This is a genomic window from Actinocatenispora comari, from assembly GCF_017312725.1.
In the GTDB taxonomy this organism is placed as follows: domain Bacteria; phylum Actinomycetota; class Actinomycetes; order Mycobacteriales; family Micromonosporaceae; genus Actinocatenispora; species Actinocatenispora comari.
Genome location: NZ_BOPO01000130.1, coordinates 1 through 20748, shown reverse-complemented (window position 1 = coordinate 20748; position 20748 = coordinate 1). Strand labels below are relative to the sequence as shown.

The following is a 20748-nucleotide window of genomic DNA, read 5'->3' as shown; positions in this document are numbered from 1 at the left end:
CGCGGGAACCAGAAACCAGGCGCGGATCAGGTATAAGGGAGCACGACAGCCCATCGGAGCCGGGAGTGCGCATGTCGACCAGCAGCGAACCGGACGTGCTCGTCGCCGGCGCCGGCATCGCCGGGCTGACCGCCGCGCTGAGCCTGGCCACGGCCGGGCGGTCGGCGACGGTGCTCGACCCGGTCCGCCGGCTCACCCCGCTCGGAGTCGGCATCAACCTGCAGCCGCACGCGGTCCGGGAGCTCACCGAGCTGGGGCTGGCCGGCGAGCTGGCCGGGATCGGCATGCCGATCGAGGAGTGCGTGCACGTCGACCGGCACGGCAACCGGATCTGGAGCGAGCCGCGCGGCACGGCGGCGGGCTACCGCTGGCCGCAGTACGCGGTGCATCGCGGTCAGCTGCAGATGCTGCTGCTGCGCGCGGTCACCGTCCGGCTCGGTCAGGGCGCGGTGCAGCCCGGTACCGCCGTCGTCGACTTCGCCGACGAGGCCGCCTCGGCGAGCCCGCAGCCGAACCGGCCGGGGCGGTCGGATCTGCCCGAGCGGGCGGGCGAGTCGGAGCGGGCCGGCGGGCTGCGGGTGACGGTGCAGGACCGTGCGTCCGGCGCGCGCCGGGAGCTGGCGGTGGCCGCGCTGCTCGGCGCGGACGGGCTGCACTCGACGGTACGGGCGCGGCTGCATCCGGGCGAGGGCGAGCCGCTGGGCAACGGCATCCTGATGTTTCGCGGTACGGCCCGGGTCGAGCCGTTCCTGACCGGCCGGTCGATGCTGGTGGCGGGCTGCAACACCCGGTCGAAGTTCGTCGCGTACCCGGTCTCGCCGGTCACCGACGGGCTGGTCACCGTCAACTGGGTCGGCGAGGTGCGGCTGCCGGAGTCGGAGCGGGCGATGGTCGCGGACTGGACCGCGGCCGGCTCGCTCGACGACGTGCTGCCGCACTTCGCCGACTGGCGGTACGACTTCCTCGACGTGCCGGCGCTGATCCGCGGCGCCGAGAGGATCCTCGCGTACCCGATGGTCGACCGGGATCCGTTGCCGTGGTGGGGCCGTGGCCGGGTGACGCTGCTCGGCGACGCCGCCCATCCGATGTACCCGATCGGATCGAACGGCGGCTCGCAGGCGATCCTGGACGGCCGGGCCGTGGCGTACCACCTGGCGACGGCGCCGAGCGCGACCGAGGCGCTGGCCCGGTACGAGGCGGACCGGCGGGACGAGGCGGTCGCGGTGCAGCGGGCGAACCGGGGAATGGGGCCGGAGCGGGTGCTGCGGCTGGTGGCCGAGCGCGCGCCGGACGGCTTCGCCCGGGTCGAGGACGTGCTGACCGCCGCCGAGCTGGCCGCGATCGGCGCGGCCTACCAGCAGACCACCAGCATGGACGTGCCGGCTCTCAACACCCGCCGCTCCTGGACGGTCTGACCGCGGTCAGAGCAGGGTGCGGTAGAGGTCGGCGGTGCGGGCGGCGATGGCGTCCCAGCCGAACTCGGCCACCGCGCGTTCCCGGCCCGCTCGGCCCAGCGCCGCGGCCCGGTCGGGGTCGGTGAGCAGCGAGTTGAGCGCGGTGGCGAGGCGGGCCTCGAAGCCGTCCGGGTCGGCCGCGTCGTAGTGCACCAGCAGCCCGGTCTCGCCGTCGTCGACGACCTCCGGAATGCCGCCGACGTCGGACGCGACGACCGCGGTCTCGCACGCCATCGCCTCCAGGTTCACGATGCCGAGCGGCTCGTACACCGAGGGGCAGCAGAACACGGTGGCGTGGCTGAGCAGCGTGATCACCTCGGCGCGGGACAGCATGGTGTCGAGCCAGACCGTACCGCCGCGGTGGGCGTCGAGTTCCTCGACCGCGGTGGCCACCTCGGCGGCGAGCTCGTCGGTGTCCGGCGCGGCGGCGGCGAGTACCAGCTGGGCGGACGGGTCGAGGTCGACGGCGGCGCCGAGCAGGTGCGGCAGCCCCTTCTGCCGGGTGATCCGGCCGACGTAGAGCACGTACGGGCGGTCCGGGTCGATGCCGTGCGCGCGCAGCAGCGCCTCGTCCGGACGCGGCTGGTACAGCTCGGTGTCGATGCCGTTGTGGATGACGTGCACCCGCTCCGGGTCGATCTCGGGGTAGCTCGCGAGGACGTCGTCACGCATCCCGGCGGACACCGCGACGACCGCGTCCGCGGCCAGGTAGGCGGTCCGCTCGGCCCAGGACGACAGCGCGTACCCGCCGCCGAGCTGTTCGGCCTTCCACGGCCGCAGCGGCTCCAGCGAGTGCGCGGTGACCACGTGCGGCCGGCGGTACAGCAGCTTCGCCAGGTGCCCAGCGAGGTTCGCGTACCAGGTGTGCGAGTGCACCAGGTCGACCGACTCCTCGACGCCGGCGGTCATCCGCAGGTCGGTGGACAGGGTGCGCAGCGCGGCGTTCGCGGCGCCGAGCGCGTCGTCCGGCCGGTACCCGGTGGCGTCCGGGCGGTCCGCGCCGAAGCAGTGCACGTCCACCTCGACCAACCGGCGCAGCTCGCGCACCAGGAAGTCGACGTGCACGCCGGCACCGCCGTAGATCTCCGGTGGGTACTCGTTGGTCAGCATGGCCACCCGCATGCCGCCAGCCTATGCGACGGCCGGGGCGGCGGCTGGTCGCCGCGGCCCCGGCCGTGATGGGTTCCTACTTGGCGGTGAGGTTGGCGCCGGAGCTCGGTTCGAACACGTCGATCGAGTCCGGATCGAACCAGACCTCCAGGTTCTGGCCCTCCCGGACCTGGGACCGGGCGTCCAGCTCGGTGACGATCTGCGCCTGGCCGATCTCCTCGGTACCGGAGTCGCGTTCGAGCTCGGCCAGGTGCTCGGAGTCGACGTGCGCGTTCTCCAGCGAGAAGTACGCGTACTTGACCGAGCCCATCGACTCCAGGATGTCCACCGGTGCGGTGAACGTGACCCCGGCGCCGCGGCTGCCGTCTACCAGCGCGGCGTCCTCGAACGCCTCCGGCCGGATGCCGACGATCACCTCGCGCGGCGCCTCGTGCGCGTCCAGCGTGGTACGGATCCGGTCGGTGAGCGGGATCCGGCCGAGCACCGTGTCGATCGCGTTGTCGGCGATGGTGCCGGGGACGAAGTTCATCGACGGCGAGCCGATGAACCCGGCGACGAACAGGTTGACCGGGTCCTCGTACAGTTCCTGCGGCGAGCCGACCTGCTGGATCAGCCCGGCCCGCATAATCACGATCCGGTCGCCGAGCGTCATCGCCTCGGTCTGGTCGTGCGTGACGTACACGGTGGTGGTGCCGAGCCGCTTCTGGATCCGGGAGATCGAGGTGCGCATCTGCACCCGCAGCTTGGCGTCCAGGTTGGACAGTGGTTCGTCCATCAGGAACGCCTTGGGGCTGCGCACGATCGCCCGGCCCATCGCGACCCGCTGTCGCTGCCCGCCGGAGAGCGCGCCGGGCTTGCGGTCCAGGTACGGGGTGAGGTCGAGGATCGCCGCGGCCTCCTCGATCTGCTGGTTCGCCTGCGCCTTGTCCACCTTGGCCAGCTTCAGCGGGAAGCCGATGTTCTCCCGCACCGTCATGTGCGGGTACAGCGCGTACGACTGGAACACCATCGCGATGTCCCGGTCCCGCGGCGCCACCTCGTTGACCCGCTTGCCGTCGATGCGCAGTTCGCCGTCGGAGATGTCCTCCAGCCCGGCGATCATGTTCAGCGTGGTGGTCTTCCCGCAGCCGGACGGCCCGACCAGGATGATGAACTCGTGGTCGGCCACGTCCAGGCTGAACTTGTCGACGGCGACGGTGCCGTCCGGGAACCGCTTGGTTATCTCGTCGAGGACGATCTCAGCCACTGTTGCCACTCATCCCTTCACCGCACCGGACGTGAGCCCGGAGACGATCCGACGCTGGAAGATCAGTACGAAGATGATGATCGGGATCGTGATCACCACCGCGGCTGCCATGATCGAGCCGACCGGATCCTCGAACTGGGAGGCGCCGGTGAAGTACGAGATCGCCGCCGGCGCCGTGCGTGCCGTGTTCGACGAGGTCAGCGAGATCGCGAAGACGAAGTCGTTCCAGCACTGGATGAACGCGAGGATCGCGGTGGTCACCACGCCCGGCATCGCCAGCGGCACGATCACCTGCCGGAAGGCCTGGAAGGGCGTGGCGCCGTCCATCTTCGCCGCCTTCTCCAGCTCCCACGGGATCTCGCGCAGGAACGCCGACAGGGTGTAGATCGTCAGCGGCAGCGCGAACGTGATGTACGGCAGGATCAGTCCCGGCCAGGTGTTGAACAGGCCGATCTGCCGCTCGATCTGGAACATCGGGGTCACCAGCGAGATCTGCGGGAACATCGCGATCAGCAGCGAGGCGCCGAGCATCAGGCTCTTGCCGGGAAACTGCAGCCGGGCGATCGCGTACGCGGCGAACGTGCCGAACACGATCGCGATCACGGTGGAGATGACGGCGATGCCGATCGAGTTGATCAACGGCCGGAGGAAGCCACCGACCTGGAAGATGTTGACGTAGTTCTCGAACGTCCACTTGCGCGGGATGAAGTGCCCGTCGGTGAACGTGCTCTTGTCCTTGAGTGACAACGACAGCAGCCACAGCACCGGGATCAGCGCGTAGATCGCCACGACGACGTTCGCGATGGTCCAGCCGGTGCGCTGCCGGGCCGTGGTGGCCATCAGCGCCTCCCCGTGGAGTCGGTGCCGGGTGCGGCGGTGCCGAACCCCTTGATGAAGATGAACGCGATGATCGCGACGGTGATGAACATCAGGATCGACATGGTCGAGCCGATGCCGAGGTTCAGCCCACCGATCAGGTTGTGGTAGGTCAGGATCGACAGCGAGCTGGTGCCCTGCGCGCCGTTGGTCAGCACGTAGATGTTGTCGTAGATGCGCACCGCGTCCAGCGTGCGGAACAGCAGCGCGACCAGGATCGCCGGCTTCATCAGCGGCAGCGTCACCTGGGTGAACCGCTGCCAGGTGGTCGCGCCGTCCATCGACGCGGCCCGCTGCAGGTCGTCCGGCACGATCGCGAGGCCCGCCATCAGCAGCAGCGCCATGAACGGCGTCGTCTTCCAGATCTCGGCGAGGATGATGATGCCCACCGCCGGTACCTGCTGGGTCAGCGGCGCCGAGTTGTCCGACAGCAGGTTCGCCAGGTAGCCGTAGCCGGGCGTCCACGCGTACCGCCAGCCAAAGGCGGCGACGACCGTGACGATGCCGTACGGGATGAGCGCCAGGGTGCGCACCAGCCCGCGGCCGAGCAGCGTCCGGTGCATGACCATCGCCAGCGCCATGCCGAGTACCAGCTCGACCGCGACGCTGATGACGGTGACGATCATCGTGATCACGAACGCGTGCCACCAGAACGAGTTGGTCAGCACGGTGACGTAGTTGGTCACCCCGATCCACTTGTTGTCGTTCGGGAACCGCAGGTCGGCCCGCTGGAACGACAGCAGCAGCGCGTAGACGATCGGATAGATGGTGACCACGACCATGATCACCGCGGCCGGCAGGCACAGCAGCCAGCCGAGTCGCCGTTCGGAGCGTTTGCCCTCGCTCACCGCGACCCGGTGCGCGCCGGTCGGCGCGGTCGCGGTCGCGGCGCCGCCGGTGGCCGCGACCGTACCGTCGGCCGGCGCCGGGACGTCGGCTCCGGCGCGCGTCTCGTCGCGGGGTGGGCGCGTCTCACCGTCGTCGGTCACGGCATGACCCCCTTGGACTGGAGTGCGTCGCTGATCTGCGATCGCAGCGCGCGCTCGGTGGACTCCGGTTGGATCGACTTCGGCGGGGACAGCAACGTCGAGGTGACCGTCGAGACGTTCTGGTAGGTGGCGGTCACCGGCCGGGACACGGCGGTGCGCAGCTCGTCCAGAATCGCCTGCCGCATCGGGTATGCGGTCGCCATGCTCGGGTTGGTCTTCGCGTCGGCCTTCTTGTTCGGATCCAGCGGCGTGGTGTCGTGGTAGACCGACTCGATGGTCGGCGGTACCCCGTCCAGAATCGCGCCGTACTTCTGGTTCGCCGCGTTGCGCAGGCACAGCGCCGCGGTGAACGCGAGGTCCGGATGGTCGGAGTACTTGCTCACGGCGAGGTTCTCGCCGCCGATGGTGGCCTTGCCGGTACCGGTGATGCCGGGGATCGGCGCCCACTTGAAGTTCTTCAGCATCGCCGGTTTGTCCGCGGCCATCGACGCGTACACGTACGGCCAGTTGATCTCGGCGACGGCGGTACCGCCCTCGACGGCCAGCCGGGCCGGGTCCTCCTGGGTGTTGGACAGCGACGGGTCGGCCGCCGCCGAGTTGGCGAACTTCGCCATGGTGGACAGCGCGGTGACCGCCGGCTTGCCCAGCGACACCTCGGTACCCGCCTTGTTCAGGATCGAGCCGCCGGCCGCGGCGAGCACGCTGTTGAACCACACCACGAGGCCCTCGTACTGGGCGCCGGTGACCTCGACGTAGTGCGGCTTGCCGGCCTTCTGCAGCCGGGTCGCCTCGTCGATCAGGCCCTGGTAGGTCGCCGGCGGTTTGGGCATCAGGTCGGAGCGATACCACAGCAGCTGGACGTTGGTGTTGTTCGGCGCGCCGTACAGCTGGCCGTTGATGGTGGCGGTGGACAGCGGCGCGGGCAGCGTGCCGTTCTCCACCTGCTGCCGGTTGCTGCCGGTCCACGGCCGGATCCAGCCCGCCTTGGCCAACTCGGCGGTCCAGGTGACGTCGACGCCGAGGATGTCCATGCCGTGATCGCCCGCGGCGAGCCGGCGCACCAGCTGCTCCCGCTGCTGGTCCGCGGTGCGGGGCAACAGGTTCAGATCGATCCGGTACTTGCCGTGTGCCTGCTGGTTGCAGCGTTTGACGATGTCTGCTCGGTGCTGTTGCGGGTATGCGTACAGGTTCAGGACCGGGGTCCCCGTCGATTCCGATCCACAGGCGGACAGCAGCGTGCCGGCCATGACGGCCGCCGCTCCCACCGCCAGACCCGTGCGCAGCCGCGGCTTGGTTCCTCGCCGCACGATCCGCTCTCCTTCCGGCATTCCGGGCTGGGTAGCGCGTGCCCCGGCCCGTTCTGCGGTCGCCGCACTCGCGGTACGAGCGCGCAAGCGTCGCCGAGATGCGACAAGACGTAATCTAATTCCGGCTCGGGCAGGGCGTTGCCGTTTCCGCCCAACAGGTGGATGCCACGGTGGTGGCGGCGGCACCGGTTGGTACCGGTTGGTACCGGTACCGCCGGCGTCAGACCTCGCGCATCGCGCGCAGCCCGTCCCGCAGCGAGCTCATCGTGGCCAGCACGGCGCTCGGCTCGTACCCGCAGTGCGCCATGCAGTTGTTGCAGCGCTCGTCCCGGCCCCGGCCGTACGAGTCCCAGTCGGTGGTCTCGACCAGCTCCCGGTAGCTCTTGGCGTAGCTGTCGCCCATCAGGTAGCAGGGTCGCTGCCACCCCTTGAGCGAGTACGACGGGATGCCCCAGGCGGTGCAGTCGAAGTCCCGCTTGCCCTCCAGGAAGTCCAGGAACAGCGGGGAGTGGGACAGCCGCCACTTCTTCCGGTTGCCGTTCGCGAACGCCTTCTTGAACAGTTCTCGCGTCTCGGTCACGCCGAGGAAGTGGTCCTGGTCGGGCGCCTTCTCGTACGCGTAGGCCGGCGAGATCATCATGTCGTCGACCTTGACCTCGTCGTTGAGGAAGTTCAGCACGTCGATGATGGTCTGCGGGGTGTCGGTGTTGAAGAACGTCGAGTTCGTCGTCACCCGGAAACCCTTGGCCTGCAGGAACCTGATCGCCGCGATCGCCTCGTCGAAGACGCCCTCCTTGCTCACCGACTCGTCGTGCCGCTCGCGCAGCCCGTCGATGTGCACCGCGAACTGGAAGTACGGTGAGGGCTTGAAGTCGAACTTGTCGAACCGCTTGCGCAGCAGCACCGCGTTGGTGCAGAGGATGACGAACTTCTTCCGCTTGACCAGTTCGTTGACCATCACGTCGATCTGCGGATGCATCAGCGGTTCGCCGCCGGCGATCGAGATGGCCGGGGTACCGCATTCCTCGACCGCGGCGACCGCCTGCTCGACCGGCATCCGTCGCTTGAGCACGTCCGCCGGTTCCTGGATCTTGCCGCAGCCGGCGCATGCCAGGTTGCAGGCGAACAGCGGTTCCAGCTCCAGGACGAGCGGGAACTTCTTTCGACCGGCGAGCCTGTTCTTCATCACGTAGGCACCGACCTTGACCGCCTGTCGCAGCGGTACACCCATGTCAGCGCACCTCCTTGAGGGGTTGGTGTGATTGGTTCCGGACCGCCGGGCCGGCCGTCGCGGCCCAGCCGGCGAGCACGTCGGCCAGCGCCCGCAGCCGGCGCAGCGCGGTACGCAGGTGCCACAGGGTGGCCGGGCCGAACACCGGCCCCGGCGCGCAGTCGGCGACCACCCGCAGGCAGCCCACCGGCCGCGCCGGACCGGACAGCAGCCAGTACGACTCGGTGTCGGCGACGAGCGCGCCCCCACCGGCGGGCCGGCCGTGTTCGCTGCCGGCGGGCCGGCCGTGTTCGCCGCCGGCGTGTGCAGTGCCGGCGAGCCGGTCGCGCTCCGCGCCGGCCACGATCCGCGGCCGGCTCGCGATCGGTCCGATGTGGACGGTGTGGCCGGCGGCGCGCAGCAGCGCGGCGAGCTCCGCCGTGCCGTCGAGGCGGACCGGATCGCCGTCCGGGCCGCGTACCTCGTCCGCCAGTACCACGTCGCCGGCGTGCAGCGAGGCGACCAGGCCGCCGCCGACCCCGGCCACGAGCACGCCGTGGCCGGCCAGCCGGTCCGCGGCGCGGGCCGCCCGGACCGGGCCGACCCCGCCGTGCAGCACCGGCACCGCGCCACCGGCCATCCCGGTACCCGCCGCCGGGGCGCCGGGGCGTGCCGCGATGCCGCGGCGCAGGGCGCGGGCCTCGGCGCGCATCGGGGCGAGCAGTACGGTCATCGGGCCGCCCGGGTGTCGCTGTCGGTCGGTGCCGGCGTGACCCGGCCCAGGATCCGGCCGAGCGCGCTGACCGGGAACACCATCCGGTACAGCTTGTAGCTGAGGTAGAAGTCGCCCGGGAAGCCGGTGCCGGTGAAGTGGTCCTCGTCCCAGGACCCGTCCGGGTTCTGCGTCTGGGCCAGGTAACCGGCGCCGCGGCGGGCCTCCGCGCTCGCGCCGGCGTCGGCCGCGTCCAGCGCCAGCAGCGCCCACGCCGTCTGCGACGGGGTCGACTCGCCGCGCCCGCGCCACGAGTCGTCGCGGTAGGAGCGCAGGTCCTCGCCCCAGCCGCCGTCCGGGTTCTGGTGCGCCGACAGCCAGCGCACCGCCCGCCGGATCCGCGGATCGTGCGGCGTGAACCCGGCCGCGATCAGCGCCGGCACCACCGCGCCGGTGCCGTACACGTGGTTCGCGCCCCACCGGCCGTACCAGGAGCCGTCGTCCTCCTGGTGGCGCAGCAGCCAGTCGACGCCGCGGCGCACCACCGGGTCGTCCGCCATGCCCTCGGCGCACAGGCACTCGACCACGTGCGCGGTGACGTCCGCGGACGGCGGGTCGGTCATCGCACCGAAGTCGGCGAACGGGATCTGCGCCGGGATGCTGGAGGTGTTGTCGGCGTCGAACGCCCCCCACCCGCCGTCCGACGACTGCATGCCGGCGAGCCAGCGCACCGCGCGGCCGATCGTGGCCCGCCGCTCCCGGGCATCCGCCGCGCCGGACCGGATCCGGCGCAGCGCCAGGATCACCTCGGCGGTGTCGTCGGTGTCCGGGTACCCGTCGTTGGCGAACTCGAACGCCCAGCCGCTCGGTGCGAGCCCCGGACGGCGCACGGCCCAGTCGCCGGTCCGCCGGATCTCCTCGCCGACCAGCCAGCGGCCGGCCCGGGTGAGTGCCGGGTCGTCGGCGGCGACGCCGGCATCGGCGAGGGCGGTGACCGCGAGGCAGGTGTCCCACACCGGCGACTGGCACGCCTCCATCCAGCGCAGCGTGCCGGTCGGAGAGTCCTCGTGGACGGTGAAGCCGTCCAGGCCGGACAGCGCCGCCCGCTGCACCGGGTGGTCCAGCGGGTAGCCGAGCGCGTCGAGCGCCATCAGCCCGTACGCCCACGGTGGCTGGATGCCGCCCCAGCCGCCGTCCGCCTCCTGCCGGGCGATCATCCACTCGGCGCAGCGGGCCAGCGCCAGCCGGCGCAGCGGCCGGATTGGGTGCCGCTCGTACCCGATCAGTACCTGGCGGTCGAGCAGGTGGAACAGCCCCGGTACGGTCAGCGCGCGCGGCGGGGTGGGCGGCGGCGACCCGGCCCGCAGTTCGGCCAGCGAGACGCCGAGCCGGCGTTGCGGTTGCAGCGCCCGCAGGACGGCGATCGGCACCACGGTCTGCCGGGCCCAGCAGCCGAAGCTGTACAGCGACAGCGGCGCGGACGGCGGCAGGAACACGATCTCCGGCGGGATCACCGGGACCAGCCGCCACGGCCACTCGCCGAACAGCGCCAGCCAGATCCGGGTGAACACCCGGGTGGACTCCAGGCCGCCGTGCGACAGCACGTATCGGCGGGCGGCGGCCATGTGCGGCGCGTCGACGTCGTCGCCGGCGAGCTTGAGCGCCAGGTACGCCTCGACCGTGGTGGACAGGTCGGCCGGGCCGCCGTGGAAGGTGGCCCAGGTGCCGTCGTCGCGCTGCTTGGACCGGATCCAGCGCGCCGACGCCGCGGTCTGCTCCGCGGTACGGATGCCGAGGAACTGCCGCATCAGCAGGTCCTCGGCATCCATCGTCACGTTGGTCTCCATGTTGCCCTTCCACCAGCCGTCCGCGGTCTGGTGTTCGCGCAGCCACGCCACCGCGCGGTCCAGCGCCGCGCCGGCGGCGTCCAAAGTGGACTGAGCCTGTACGGTCATCGGTCCCGCCCCGTGACGAAGTGCGCCAGGTCGATCAGCTCGGCCCGGACGTCCGCCGGCAGCGGCGCCGGCGCCGCGTCGTCGGTACCGGCGAGCTGGTCGATCTCGTCGAGCTGGGCCAGCGCGAGGTCGAGCTGGCGGCCGGCCTCGTGTTCGGTCCAGGACCGGCCACCGGCCGCCTCGACCAGCGCGGCCGCCTCGGTCAGCTGGTCGCCGGTCAGCTCACCGGGCGCGAGGTACAGCTCGCGCAGCCGGTCGGCCGCGGCGACGCCGGCGCCCAGCGCGTACACCACCGGGATCGACTTCTTGCGCGACTGCAGGTCGTGCAGCACCGGCTTGCCGGTCACCTCGGGCGTGCCCCAGATCCCGAGCAGGTCGTCGACGAGCTGGAACGCCACCCCGAGGTGCTCGCCGTACCGGGCGAGGCGCAGCGTGGTCTCGGCCGGCGCGTCGCACAGCATCGCGCCGATCGAGCAGGAGCAGGCGAACAGCGCCGCGGTCTTGCCGCGCACCATCTCCAGGCACTCGTCCAGCGTCACGTCGTCGCGCCGCTCGAACCGCAGGTCCGCGGTCTGCCCGGCGACCAGCCGGCGCACCGTCACCGACAGGGTACGAAGCGCCCAGGTCGCGGTCGGCTCGGCCGCCTCGGCCAGCAGCTCGAACGCCAGCCCCAGCAGCGCGTCGCCGGCGAGGATGGCGTCCGCCTCGCCGTACGCCGCCCAGGCCGACGGGCGGTGCCGCCGCTCGGCGTCACGGTCCATCACGTCGTCGTGCAGCAGCGAGTAGTTGTGCACCAGCTCGACCGCGGCGGCGGCCGGCACCGCGCGGTCCGGCCGGGCGCCCGCGGCGCGCGCACCGAGCAGCGTGAACGCCGCCCGCATGCCCTTGCCACCACCGTCGGTCGGCGTCCCGTCGGCCTCCCAGTACCCGAGGTGGTAGCCGGAAACCAGGCGGCAGTGCGGATCGAGCCGGTCGATCGCGCCCCGGATGGACGGTTCGACCAGTGCCCGCAGCGCACCGAGGCTCTCCGGTATGGTCGCCGTCATCGCGCCGCCTCCGCGCCGGCCCGGGTTGTGCTCATGATGCTGCCTCCGAGGTGAGTCGGGGATCGAGGTTCGTCGGCGAGGCCGCTTCATCCACTGTGGACGGTGGGGTGTCGGGTGGTCGGCCGGCCGCGGCGCGCGTGCCCGCGGTCCGCGCGGATCCGGCTGACCCGCCGAGGTGCTCGGCGATCGCGTCCGCGGCGGCGTTGCCGCTGCGGACCGCGCCTTCCATCGTGTCGGGCCAGCCGGTGCCGACCCAGGCGCCGGCCAGCACCAGGCCGGGCAGTTCGGTGCGGGTGGCGGGCCGGATCGCGCGGGTGCCGGGCGCCTGCCGGAAGGTCGCGCGCGGCTCCCGGGTCACGAACGCCTCGGTCAGCTCCGCCCCGCGGGCGCCCGGCAGCAGCGTCGCGAGCGCGTCCCGCTGCTCGGCGATCAGCTCGGCCGCCGGCCGCCCCAGCAGCGCGTCGGCCGCGGACAGCGAGACCGCGAGGTACTGGCCGGAGCGCAGCCCGGACTCCCGGGTGCGGTCGAACAGCCACTGCACCGGCGAGTCGATCGCCGCGGCGAAGCCGTGCCCGGTGACCGTCCGGTCGTACACCAGGTGCACGTTGACGATCGCGGTGGCGGACAGCTCGGCCCAGCGCTGCGGCGCCTCGACCGCGCCGGGCGGCACCAGCCGGGCGGCGGCCGGGTGCGGCACCGCCAGCACCACCGACCGGGCGACCACCGCACCGTCCGAAGTGGACAGCGTGAGGTCGGCGCCGGACCGGCTGATCCGCTCCACCTTGCAGCGGGTGCGGACGGTGGCGCCGAGCTCGCCGAGTACCCGTACCGCCGGGTCGGCGTGCAGCGCGGACAGCGCGATCCGGGGCCGGCCGATGTCGCCGGCCCGCGCCGAGGTCAGCAGCCCGGTCCGGAACACCCGGGCGGCGAGCGCCAGCGACGCGCCGTCGGGTGCCACGTTCAGCGCGGACACCGCGATCAGCTCCCACAGCCGGCGCACCGTGTCCGGCGACTGGTGCCGTGCGGCGAAGAACTCGCCCAGGCTGCGCTCGTCGGTCGCCGGCGCGTCCGGGTCGACGAACCGCAACGCCGCGGCGGCGCGCAGCGCGCCCAGTCGCTCCCGGACGCTCAGCGGCGCGTACCCGAGCAGCGCCGGCAGCAGGTGCAGCGGTGCCGGCAGCCCGCGGGTCCGGCGCAGCCGGTGCACCGGCCGACCCGGAGCCAGGACCGGCACGTCGAACCGGTCCTGCACCTCCACCGCCTCGGCGGTACCGAGCCGGCGCAGCAGCGCCAGGTAGTCGGTGTAGCAGCGCAGGAACACGTGCTGCCCGGTGTCCACGGTCAGCTCGCCGCGCCGGAACGAGTACGTGGCGCCGCCCAGCCGCGGCCGCCCCTCCAGCAGCGCGACCGTGGCCCCGGCGTCGGCGAGCCGGACCGCGGCGGCGATGCCAGCGAGGCCTCCGCCCACCACCGCGACGTCGTACCGCTGTGCAGTCACGACACCCCCGCGGCGCTGCGCTGGCGGCCGCGGCGCGGCAGCAGCGCGCGGCCCGCGACGAGCGCCTTCTGCCGGCCGGGCAACGACAGCCGGCCGTGCGTGACGGCGAGCGGGTCGCGCCAGATCCGGCGCAGCAGCGCGTGGTAGATGCCGGCCATCGCGCCGGTGCACGCCGCGGACCGGTGGTCGAGCCGCGGCAGCAATTGCAGCCCGATCGTGTACCAGCGGCCGGCCCGCGCCGCCTCGAACCGGATCAGGCCGGCGAGCGCGGCCCGCTCGTCGTCGAAGCCGACCCCGTCGCGCTCGGAGTCGGAGAGCTTCAACCGGACGCCGAACCGTTGCAGATCCTGCTTGGGCAGGTAGATCCGGTCGTTGCGGCGGTCCTCCAGCACGTCGCGCAGGATGTTCGTCAGCTGCAGCGCGACGCCGAGCACGTCGGCCAGTTCGGCGTCGGTGAGCGAGTCGGCGGTGGCCGGTTCCGGCGCCAGGTCGAGCATCTTCTCGATCGGCAGCGGGGCGCCGACGGTGATCCGGTGCGACCCGTCGGGCGCCGCCGGCGTGGCCGGATCGCCGAGGAAGACGCCGAGCGACAGCCGCCCGACCGAACCGGCCACCTGCCGGCAGTAGCCGACCAGGTCGGCCAGCGTGCGGTAGCTGGTCCCGCGCACGTCCGCCTCGCAGCCGTCGATCAGCTCGTCGAAGCAGGACAGCGGGATCGGGAAGCGGCGGGCGGCGTCGGTCAGCGCGTACAGCACCGGGTCGTGCGGCTCGGCGTCCGGATCGGCCAGCAGCTTCAGGTCGGCCCGGACCGCGGCGAGGCCGGCGAGCCGTTCGTCGACGCTGGCCGTACCGTCGCCGATGTCGTCGATGCGCCGGGCCAGCGCGTACACGGCGGACAGCGCGCGCCGCTTGTCCGGCGGCAGCAGCCGGATCCCGTACGAGAAGTTCCGCGCCTCGGTGCGGGTGACCTGCTCGCAGTGCTGGTACGCGGCCTCGATGACTGTCATGCACGCCTCCCGAACGTGGTGCGCAGCAGCGCACCCACCACCATCGCCTTGCTCGCCTTCGGTGGGCCGGGCAGCGGGTCGTACCCGCTGCGGGCGAGCGCGGCGAGCGCGGCCCGGCCGCCCGCCGCGTAGCCGCCGACCGCGAGCCGGGCGAACCCGTGCAGCGAGCCCAGCAGCGGTTCGCCGGCGGCCAGCCAGGCCGCGGCCCGCTCCGCCTCGTACGCCACCAGGTTGCGCAGCGCGGTGTTCGCCCGCGGCGCGGCGAGATCCGCCTCCGTGACGCCGAACCGGTCCAGATCCTCCTGCGGCAGGTACACCCGGCCGGCGCGGTGGTCCTCGGCGATGTCCTGCAGGTGCTCGACGATCTGCAGCGCGGTGCAGATCCGGTCGGACAGCGCGACCCGGGCCGCGGTGTGCCGGCCGAACACGTACAGCACCAGCTCGCCGACCGGGTTCGCGGACAGCGTGCAGTAGTCGGCCAGCTGGTCGAACGTGGCGTACCGCGCGACCACCTGGTCGACCCGGTTCGCCTCGATCAGCCGGACCAGCACCTCGGCCGGGATCCCGCAGGCCTCGATCGTGGGCGCCAGCTCGCGCAGCACCCGCTCGCCGGCCGGTCGGCCCGCGTACAGCCCGCGCAGCTCCTGCTCCACCTCGTCCAGCCGGGCGAGCCGGTCCCCGGTGTACTCGTCGCCGATGTCGTCGACCATCCGGGCGTACCCGTAGATCGCGAGCAGGTGCCGGCGCGGCGCGGCGGGCAGCACCCGCAGCGCCACCGGGAAGTTCTCGGCACCGGCCTGGGTGGTCGGATCCGCCGTGACGGCGAGCCGGTCCGGCCCGGATCCGGGGTCGGCCGAGACGTCGTCGGGGTGCGCAGTGGTCATCGAGTCAACCGATCAGGCAGTCGTCGCGGTGGGGATGCGGCCGAGCGAGTCGAGCGTCGCGGCGGCGATGCCGGTCGCGTCCAGCCCGTACCGGCCGAGCAGGCTGCCGCGGCCGGCGTGCGGCAGGAACTCCCGGGGCAGGCCGAGCACGGTCACCGGCACCTCGACCCCGGTGTCGGCGAGCAGCGCCGCGACCGCCGCGCCGGCCCCGCCCTCGCGTACCCCGTCCTCGACGGTGACGACGAGCCGGTGCTCGGCGGCCAGCTCGGCCAGGACCGGTGGGGCGGGGCGGACCCAGCGCGGGTCGACCACGGTGACCCGGTGGCCGAGCGCGGCCAGCTCGTCCGCGGCGGCCAGTGCCGCGCCGGCCAGTACGCCGACCGACACGAGCAGGATGTCCGGCCGCTCCGGCCGGCGCAGCAGGTCGACCCCGCCGATCCGGTGCAGCGCCGGGATGTCGTCGCCCAGCGACGCCTTCGGGAACCGCAGTACGGTCGGCCCGTCGGTGACCTCGACCGCCTCCCGCAACTCCTCGCGCAGGGTGCCGGCGTCGCGCGGCGCGGCGAGCCGCAGCCCCGGTACCACGCCGAGCGCGGCCATGTCCCACATGCCGTGATGGCTCGGCCCGTCCGGTCCGGTCACCCCGGCCCGGTCCAGCACGAACGTCACCGGCAGCCGGTGCAGCCCGACGTCCATCAGCACCTGGTCGAACGCCCGGTTGAGAAACGTCGCGTAGATCGCCACGACCGGGTGCTTGCCGCCCATCGCCAGCCCCGCCGCGGACGTCACCGCGTGCTGCTCGGCGATGCCCACGTCGTACGCCCGGTCCGGGAACTTGACCGCGAACGGGTGCAGCCCGGTCGGCCGGACCATCGCCGCCGACATCGCCACCACGTCCGGCCGTTCCGAGCCGAGCGCGACCAGCTCGTCGGAGAACGCGTGCGTCCAGGTGCGTTCCGACTTCACCGGGGTACCGGTCGCCGGGTCGGCCACGCCGATCGAGTGCAGCCGGTCCGCGTCGTCGGTCTCCGCCGGCCCGTACCCGAGGCCCTTGCGGGTCAGGCAGTGCACCACCACCGGCCGGCCGTACTCCCGGGCCGTCGCGAACGCCCGCTCCAGCGCGCCGATGTCGTGCCCGTCGACCGGCCCGAGGTAGCCCAGCCCCAGCCCGCCGAACAGCTCGCTCAGCGTCGGTGCCGCGGATCGCTCGGCGACGTGCCCCGGAGGTCCCTCCAGCAGCGCCAGCACGTCGGCGTACCCGCTGCGCCGGCGCGACGCGGCCAGCTGGCCGGCGAGCCCGCCGACGGTCGGCTCGTACGAGCGGCCGTTGTCGTTGAGCACCACGACCACCGGCCGGTCGCAGCCGCCGAGGTTGTTCAGCGCCTCCCAGGCGAGACCGCCGGTCAGCGCGCCGTCCCCGATCACGGCCACGACCCGGCGGTCCGAGCCGTCCAGCGCGTACGCCTTGGCCAGGCCGTCGGCGTAGGACAGTGCGGTCGACGCGTGCGAGTTCTCCACCAGGTCGTGCACCGACTCCGCGCGGCTGGGGTAGCCGGACAGCCCGCCCTCCTGGCGCAGCCCGGCGAAACCGGCCCGGCGGCCGGTCAGCAGCTTGTGCACGTACGACTGGTGGCCGGTGTCGAACACCAGCCGGTCGAACGGGGAGCCGAACACCCGGTGCAGCGCGATGGTCAGCTCCACCACGCCCAGGTTCGGTCCCAGATGTCCGCCGGTGTGGCACACCGCGCGGATCAGGAATTCCCGGATCTCGCCGGCCAGCTCGGTGAGCTGAGCGGCAGCGAGCCGGCGGAGGTCCGCCGGCTCGGTGATCGACTCGAGCAGAGCCATTGCTGCCTCCGCGGGTTCGGCGCCTGGGTGGTGTGCACGTGCCTCACCGTCAGATGTACCCGTGCCGGCCGCCAATATCATTTTGTTCGCGGAGATTTCCGCCCGGCCGGCCCCGACTGCCCGCCGGTCTGCGCCGGAACGTCCGGGTGGCACCATGGAGACGTGGGGCGCACGGAGGGGTCATGAGCCGCGCCGACGCGATCCGTCCCGCGGAGGGGCAATGACTAGCGAGAGCCAGACCGCGACGCTGCCGGTCGAGGAGACCGAGGTCGCCGAGCGGCCGGCGGTCGACCGGCCGTGGGTCACCGTCGTCTGGGACGACCCGGTCAACATGATGACGTACGTGACCTGGGTGTTCGTCAAGCTGTTCGGCTACCCGAAGCCGAAGGCGGAGAAGCTGATGCTCGACGTGCACACGAAGGGCCGCGCCACGGTGTCCACCGGCGCCCGGGAGCGGATGGAGTTCGACGCGAGCCGGCTCCACTCGTACGGCCTGTGGGCCACCGTCGAACAGCAGTGAGGCGGCGGTGCGGCCGTGACCCGGGGAGTGCAGTGACCGAACCCAGCGGGGAGTTCACCCTGTTTGTCCGTGACGGCGACGAGCTGATCGGTTCGTTCGCGCCCGAGTACGCGGCGGTGCTGCGCGAGCTGGTGCGGCAGAGCAGCGACGTGCTCGACCATCCGATCGACCGCGACGATCCCGGGCTGGCCCGGCTGTTTCCCGACGTGTACCCCGACTCGCAGGCCGACTCGGCCGAGCTGCGCCGGCTCACCGAGAGCGAGCTGCGCGACGAGAAGCTCGCCTCGGCCCGGCTGATCCTGGACACGCTGCCCGCCGACGGCGGCGAGGTACGGCTGGACGACGAGGCGGCGAGCGTCTGGCTGCGCGGCCTCAACGACATCCGGCTGCTGCTCGGCAGCCGGCTGGAGGTGGCGGCCGAGACCGACCTCGCCGAGGAGCTGGACGCCGAGATCCGCCGCGACCCGTCCTCGCCCCGGGCCGCCCAGCTGCTGGCGTACGTGGTCGCCGGCGAGGTGCAGGACGCGCTGCTCGTCGCGCTGACCGGCTGGCGGTACTGACGTCTGCCCGATTCGTCCCGCGGTGGTGGTTGGCTGGTGAGACGTGCCACTCCCGGTGTCGGTCCAATGCCGGTTAGGCTGGAGGCGTGCTGAGGCTGGGCCGCTCCGTTCGGGACGCGATCGTCGAGCACGCCCGCCGGGACCACCCGGACGAGGCGTGCGGCATCGTGGCCGGCCCGGCCGGCTCGGACACCGCCGTCCGCTTCATCGCGATGCTCAACGCGGAGCGGTCGATGACCGGCTACCGGTTCGAGGGCGACGAGTGGCGCCGGGTCTACCTGGAGCTCGACGACCGGGACGAGGAGCCCGTCGTCATCTACCACTCGCACACCGCCACCGAGGCGTTCCCGTCCCGTACCGACGTCAACCGCGCCGCCGAGTACGCGACGATGCTGCCCGACCCGCACTACGTGCTGGTCAGCACGCGTGCGCCGGAGACCACCGAGTTCCGTTCGTTCCGGATCGTCGACGGCGTGGTCACCGAGGAGCCGGTCGAGATCGTCGACGACGACACCGACCCGGTCCAGTCGTACAAGTTCGGGCACACCCCGACGTCCGTCGTCTACGACTGTTCCGCGGGCGCCACCGGCGCTGCCGGCCCTGCTGGCTCCGCCGACGCCTGAGCGGCGTCCCGTCACTCGTTCGGTTCGCCCTTCCCCTGTTCGTCCTGCCCTGTTTCGAGGAGTGCCCGCATGGCCATCGAGGTCCGCATCCCGACCATCCTGCGCAGCTACACCGGCGGCGCGAAGAGCGTCGAGGCGTCCGGTAGTTCGCTCTCGGAGGTGATCACCGACCTGGACGCGCGCCACCCCGGCCTGCGCGGCCGGCTGATCACCGACGACGGCGGCCTGCACCGCTTCGTCAACGTGTACGTCAACGACGAGGACGTGCGGTTCACCGGCGCGCTGGCCACGTCGCTGGCCGACGGCGACTCGGTGACGATCCTGCCGGCGGTCGCCGGCGGCGCCCGCTAAGGGCCGCGCCGTGTCCCGGTACGACTCGCTGCTCGACGCGTGCGGTGACACGCCGCTCGTCGGCCTGCCCCGGCTGTCCCCTGCGCCGAACGTACGGCTGTGGGCGAAGCTGGAGGACCGCAACCCGACGGGCAGCGTCAAGGACCGGGCCGCGCTGTACATGGTGCAGGCGGCGGAGCGGGCCGGCACGCTCCGCCCCGGCGACACCATCCTGGAGCCGACCAGCGGAAACACCGGCATCGCGCTGGCCATGGTGGCCAAACTGCGCGGGTACCGGCTGGTCTGCGTGATGCCGGAGAACACCTCGACCGAGCGCCGGCAGATCCTCACCATGTACGGCGCGGAGATCATCTCCTCGCCGGCGGCCGGTGGCTCCAACCAGGCGGTCGCGATGGCCAAGCAGCTCGCCGCCGAGCACCCCGACTGGGTGATGCTCTTCCAGTACGGCAACGAGGCGAACGCGCGGGCGCACTTCGAGACGACCGGCCCGGAGCTGCTGCGCGACCTGCCGACGATCACGCACTTCGTCGCCGGCCTCGGCACCACCGGCACCCTGATGGGCACCGGCCGGTACCTGCGGGACAAGCAGCCGGAGATCCAGATCATCGCCGCCGAGCCGCGCTACGGCGAGCTGGTGTACGGGCTGCGCAACATCGACGAGGGCTACGTCCCCGAGCTGTACGACGCGACCGTGCTCACCCGCCGCTTCTCCGTCGGTACCCGGGACGCGCTGCTGCGCACCCGGCAGCTGATGGAGGTGGAGGGCGTGTTCGCCGGCCCGTCCACCGGTGCGGTGCTGCACGCCGCGCTCGCCGTGGCGCACCAGGCGCACCGGGCGGGGGAGGACGCCGACGTGGCGTTCGTCGTCGCCGACGGCGGCTGGAAGTACCTGTCGACCGGCGCCTACTCGGGCACCCTCGCGGAGGCGGAGACGTCCCTGGAAGGCCAGCTCTGGGCCTGACGCCCGATCCCCGGGCGCGAGTTCCAGGGCCCGGTTCCGGCGCCGGTCGCCCGGCGCCGGAGCGGCTCAGGTCGCGGACGCGGTGAGGACGAAGCCGGCGATCAGCGTCACGGTGCTGCCGCCGAGCAGCGCCCAGGGCACCAGCTTCCGCTCGGCCAGCGGGAACGACGCGGCGGCGAGCGCCAGCCCGAAGACACCGACGACCACGATCGTCGGCTCGTACCAGCTGGCGGCCAGCCCGCCGAGGATGGCGATCAGCCCCCAGGTGCCGCAGGCGAGGCCGCCCAGGCAGAGCAGCAGCGCCCACACCGCGGCGAGCCCGAGCGCCCGCATCCGGGGCGATCCGGTCCGCTTGGCGAGCAGCGGCGGCGACTGCGGCTGCGCCGGCTGGCCCATCATGCCGAGCACCGCGTCACGCCGCGGCACGCCCGGCGCGTGATCGGCCGCCACCGGGATGGTCTGTGTCGCAGCCATCCCGGCGCCGGGCGCGACCGCGACCTGCGCGGCCCCGTGCGGCGCGACGGTGCCGGGCAGGGGCCCGGCGCCGGTCGGCGCGGGTGGCGGTACCGGCCCGGCGCCGGCCGGTACCGG

General features: G+C 72.7%; 20 protein-coding genes. 6 read left to right on the top strand and 14 right to left on the bottom strand.

Going from position 1 to position 20748, the window contains the following annotated elements; translation table 11 throughout:
- Window positions 1-71 precede the first annotated feature (71 nt).
- Complete coding sequence (locus NUM_RS32230) at window positions 72-1415, top strand: flavin-dependent oxidoreductase (protein WP_207128707.1); 1344 nt, start codon at window positions 72-74, stop codon at window positions 1413-1415.
- Between the two features lie 6 nt (window positions 1416-1421).
- On the opposite strand, the gene glgA is transcribed toward NUM_RS32230, so the two are convergent.
- From glgA to dxs, 13 genes are all read right to left on the bottom strand, one after another.
- Window positions 1422-2576 (bottom strand): glycogen synthase, encoded by a 1155-nt coding sequence (gene glgA / locus NUM_RS32225; protein ID WP_207128706.1) that lies wholly within the window; start codon window positions 2574-2576, stop codon window positions 1422-1424.
- Between the two features lie 64 nt (window positions 2577-2640).
- Entirely contained in the window at window positions 2641-3810 is a 1170-nt protein-coding gene (locus tag NUM_RS32220; protein WP_207128705.1) for an ABC transporter ATP-binding protein, read from the bottom strand.
- 9 nt (window positions 3811-3819) lie between these two features.
- Complete coding sequence (locus NUM_RS32215; protein WP_207128704.1) at window positions 3820-4650, bottom strand: carbohydrate ABC transporter permease; 831 nt, start codon at window positions 4648-4650, stop codon at window positions 3820-3822.
- Window positions 4650-5534, bottom strand: a complete 885-nt coding sequence (locus NUM_RS32210; protein WP_225919007.1) for a carbohydrate ABC transporter permease — start codon at window positions 5532-5534, stop codon at window positions 4650-4652. Before NUM_RS32210 ends, NUM_RS32215 begins: the two co-directional genes overlap by 1 nt.
- Window positions 5535-5671: 137 nt before the next feature.
- Window positions 5672-6982 carry an ABC transporter substrate-binding protein gene (locus NUM_RS32205; protein ID WP_225918996.1) on the bottom strand — a complete coding sequence of 437 codons (1311 nt, stop codon included), beginning with the start codon at window positions 6980-6982 and terminating at the stop codon, window positions 5672-5674.
- Between the two features lie 220 nt (window positions 6983-7202).
- The gene (hpnH, locus tag NUM_RS32200; RefSeq protein WP_207128702.1) at window positions 7203-8213 is read right to left on the bottom strand and encodes an adenosyl-hopene transferase HpnH; all 1011 of its coding nucleotides are present in this window, start codon (window positions 8211-8213) and stop codon (window positions 7203-7205) included.
- A 1-nt stretch (window position 8214) separates the two neighbouring features.
- On the bottom strand, window positions 8215-8925 hold the full coding sequence (locus tag NUM_RS32195) for a phosphorylase family protein (protein WP_207128701.1): 711 nt from the start codon (window positions 8923-8925) through the stop codon (window positions 8215-8217).
- Entirely contained in the window at window positions 8922-10859 is a 1938-nt protein-coding gene (gene shc / locus NUM_RS32190; protein ID WP_207128700.1) for a squalene--hopene cyclase, read from the bottom strand. The genes NUM_RS32195 and shc overlap by 4 nt, the downstream gene beginning before the upstream one ends.
- Window positions 10856-11905 (bottom strand): polyprenyl synthetase family protein, encoded by a 1050-nt coding sequence (locus NUM_RS32185; protein ID WP_207128699.1) that lies wholly within the window; start codon window positions 11903-11905, stop codon window positions 10856-10858. The genes shc and NUM_RS32185 overlap by 4 nt, the downstream gene beginning before the upstream one ends.
- 31 nt (window positions 11906-11936) lie before the next feature.
- Window positions 11937-13403: a hydroxysqualene dehydroxylase HpnE gene (gene hpnE, locus NUM_RS32180; RefSeq protein WP_207128698.1), complete on the bottom strand. Its 1467-nt coding sequence runs from the start codon at window positions 13401-13403 to the stop codon at window positions 11937-11939.
- Window positions 13400-14410 carry a squalene/phytoene synthase family protein gene (locus tag NUM_RS32175; RefSeq protein ID WP_207128697.1) on the bottom strand — a complete coding sequence of 337 codons (1011 nt, stop codon included), beginning with the start codon at window positions 14408-14410 and terminating at the stop codon, window positions 13400-13402. Before NUM_RS32175 ends, hpnE begins: the two co-directional genes overlap by 4 nt.
- Window positions 14407-15294, bottom strand: a complete 888-nt coding sequence (gene hpnC / locus NUM_RS32170) for a squalene synthase HpnC (protein ID WP_207128696.1) — start codon at window positions 15292-15294, stop codon at window positions 14407-14409. Before hpnC ends, NUM_RS32175 begins: the two co-directional genes overlap by 4 nt.
- A gap of 12 nt (window positions 15295-15306) precedes the next feature.
- Window positions 15307-17142 carry a 1-deoxy-D-xylulose-5-phosphate synthase gene (gene dxs, locus NUM_RS32165; RefSeq protein ID WP_207128695.1) on the bottom strand — a complete coding sequence of 612 codons (1836 nt, stop codon included), beginning with the start codon at window positions 17140-17142 and terminating at the stop codon, window positions 15307-15309.
- 220 nt (window positions 17143-17362) lie between these two features.
- Between dxs and clpS the strand changes: the two genes are divergently transcribed.
- The 5 genes from clpS (at window position 17363) to NUM_RS32140 (ending at window position 20157) form a co-directional block, all read left to right on the top strand.
- Complete coding sequence (gene clpS, locus NUM_RS32160; protein WP_207128694.1) at window positions 17363-17662, top strand: ATP-dependent Clp protease adapter ClpS; 300 nt, start codon at window positions 17363-17365, stop codon at window positions 17660-17662.
- Between the two features lie 32 nt (window positions 17663-17694).
- Window positions 17695-18222: a DUF2017 family protein gene (locus NUM_RS32155; protein WP_207128693.1), complete on the top strand. Its 528-nt coding sequence runs from the start codon at window positions 17695-17697 to the stop codon at window positions 18220-18222.
- 86 nt (window positions 18223-18308) lie between these two features.
- Window positions 18309-18845 (top strand): M67 family metallopeptidase, encoded by a 537-nt coding sequence (locus NUM_RS32150; RefSeq protein WP_207128692.1) that lies wholly within the window; start codon window positions 18309-18311, stop codon window positions 18843-18845.
- 69 nt (window positions 18846-18914) lie between these two features.
- Window positions 18915-19196 (top strand): MoaD/ThiS family protein, encoded by a 282-nt coding sequence (locus NUM_RS32145; protein WP_207128691.1) that lies wholly within the window; start codon window positions 18915-18917, stop codon window positions 19194-19196.
- Between the two features lie 10 nt (window positions 19197-19206).
- The gene (locus tag NUM_RS32140; RefSeq protein WP_207128690.1) at window positions 19207-20157 is read left to right on the top strand and encodes a PLP-dependent cysteine synthase family protein; all 951 of its coding nucleotides are present in this window, start codon (window positions 19207-19209) and stop codon (window positions 20155-20157) included.
- A 66-nt stretch (window positions 20158-20223) separates the two neighbouring features.
- Here the strand turns inward: NUM_RS32140 and NUM_RS32135 are convergent.
- On the bottom strand, window positions 20224-20748 hold a 525-nt coding region (locus NUM_RS32135; protein WP_370467099.1), incomplete at its 5' end, for a hypothetical protein.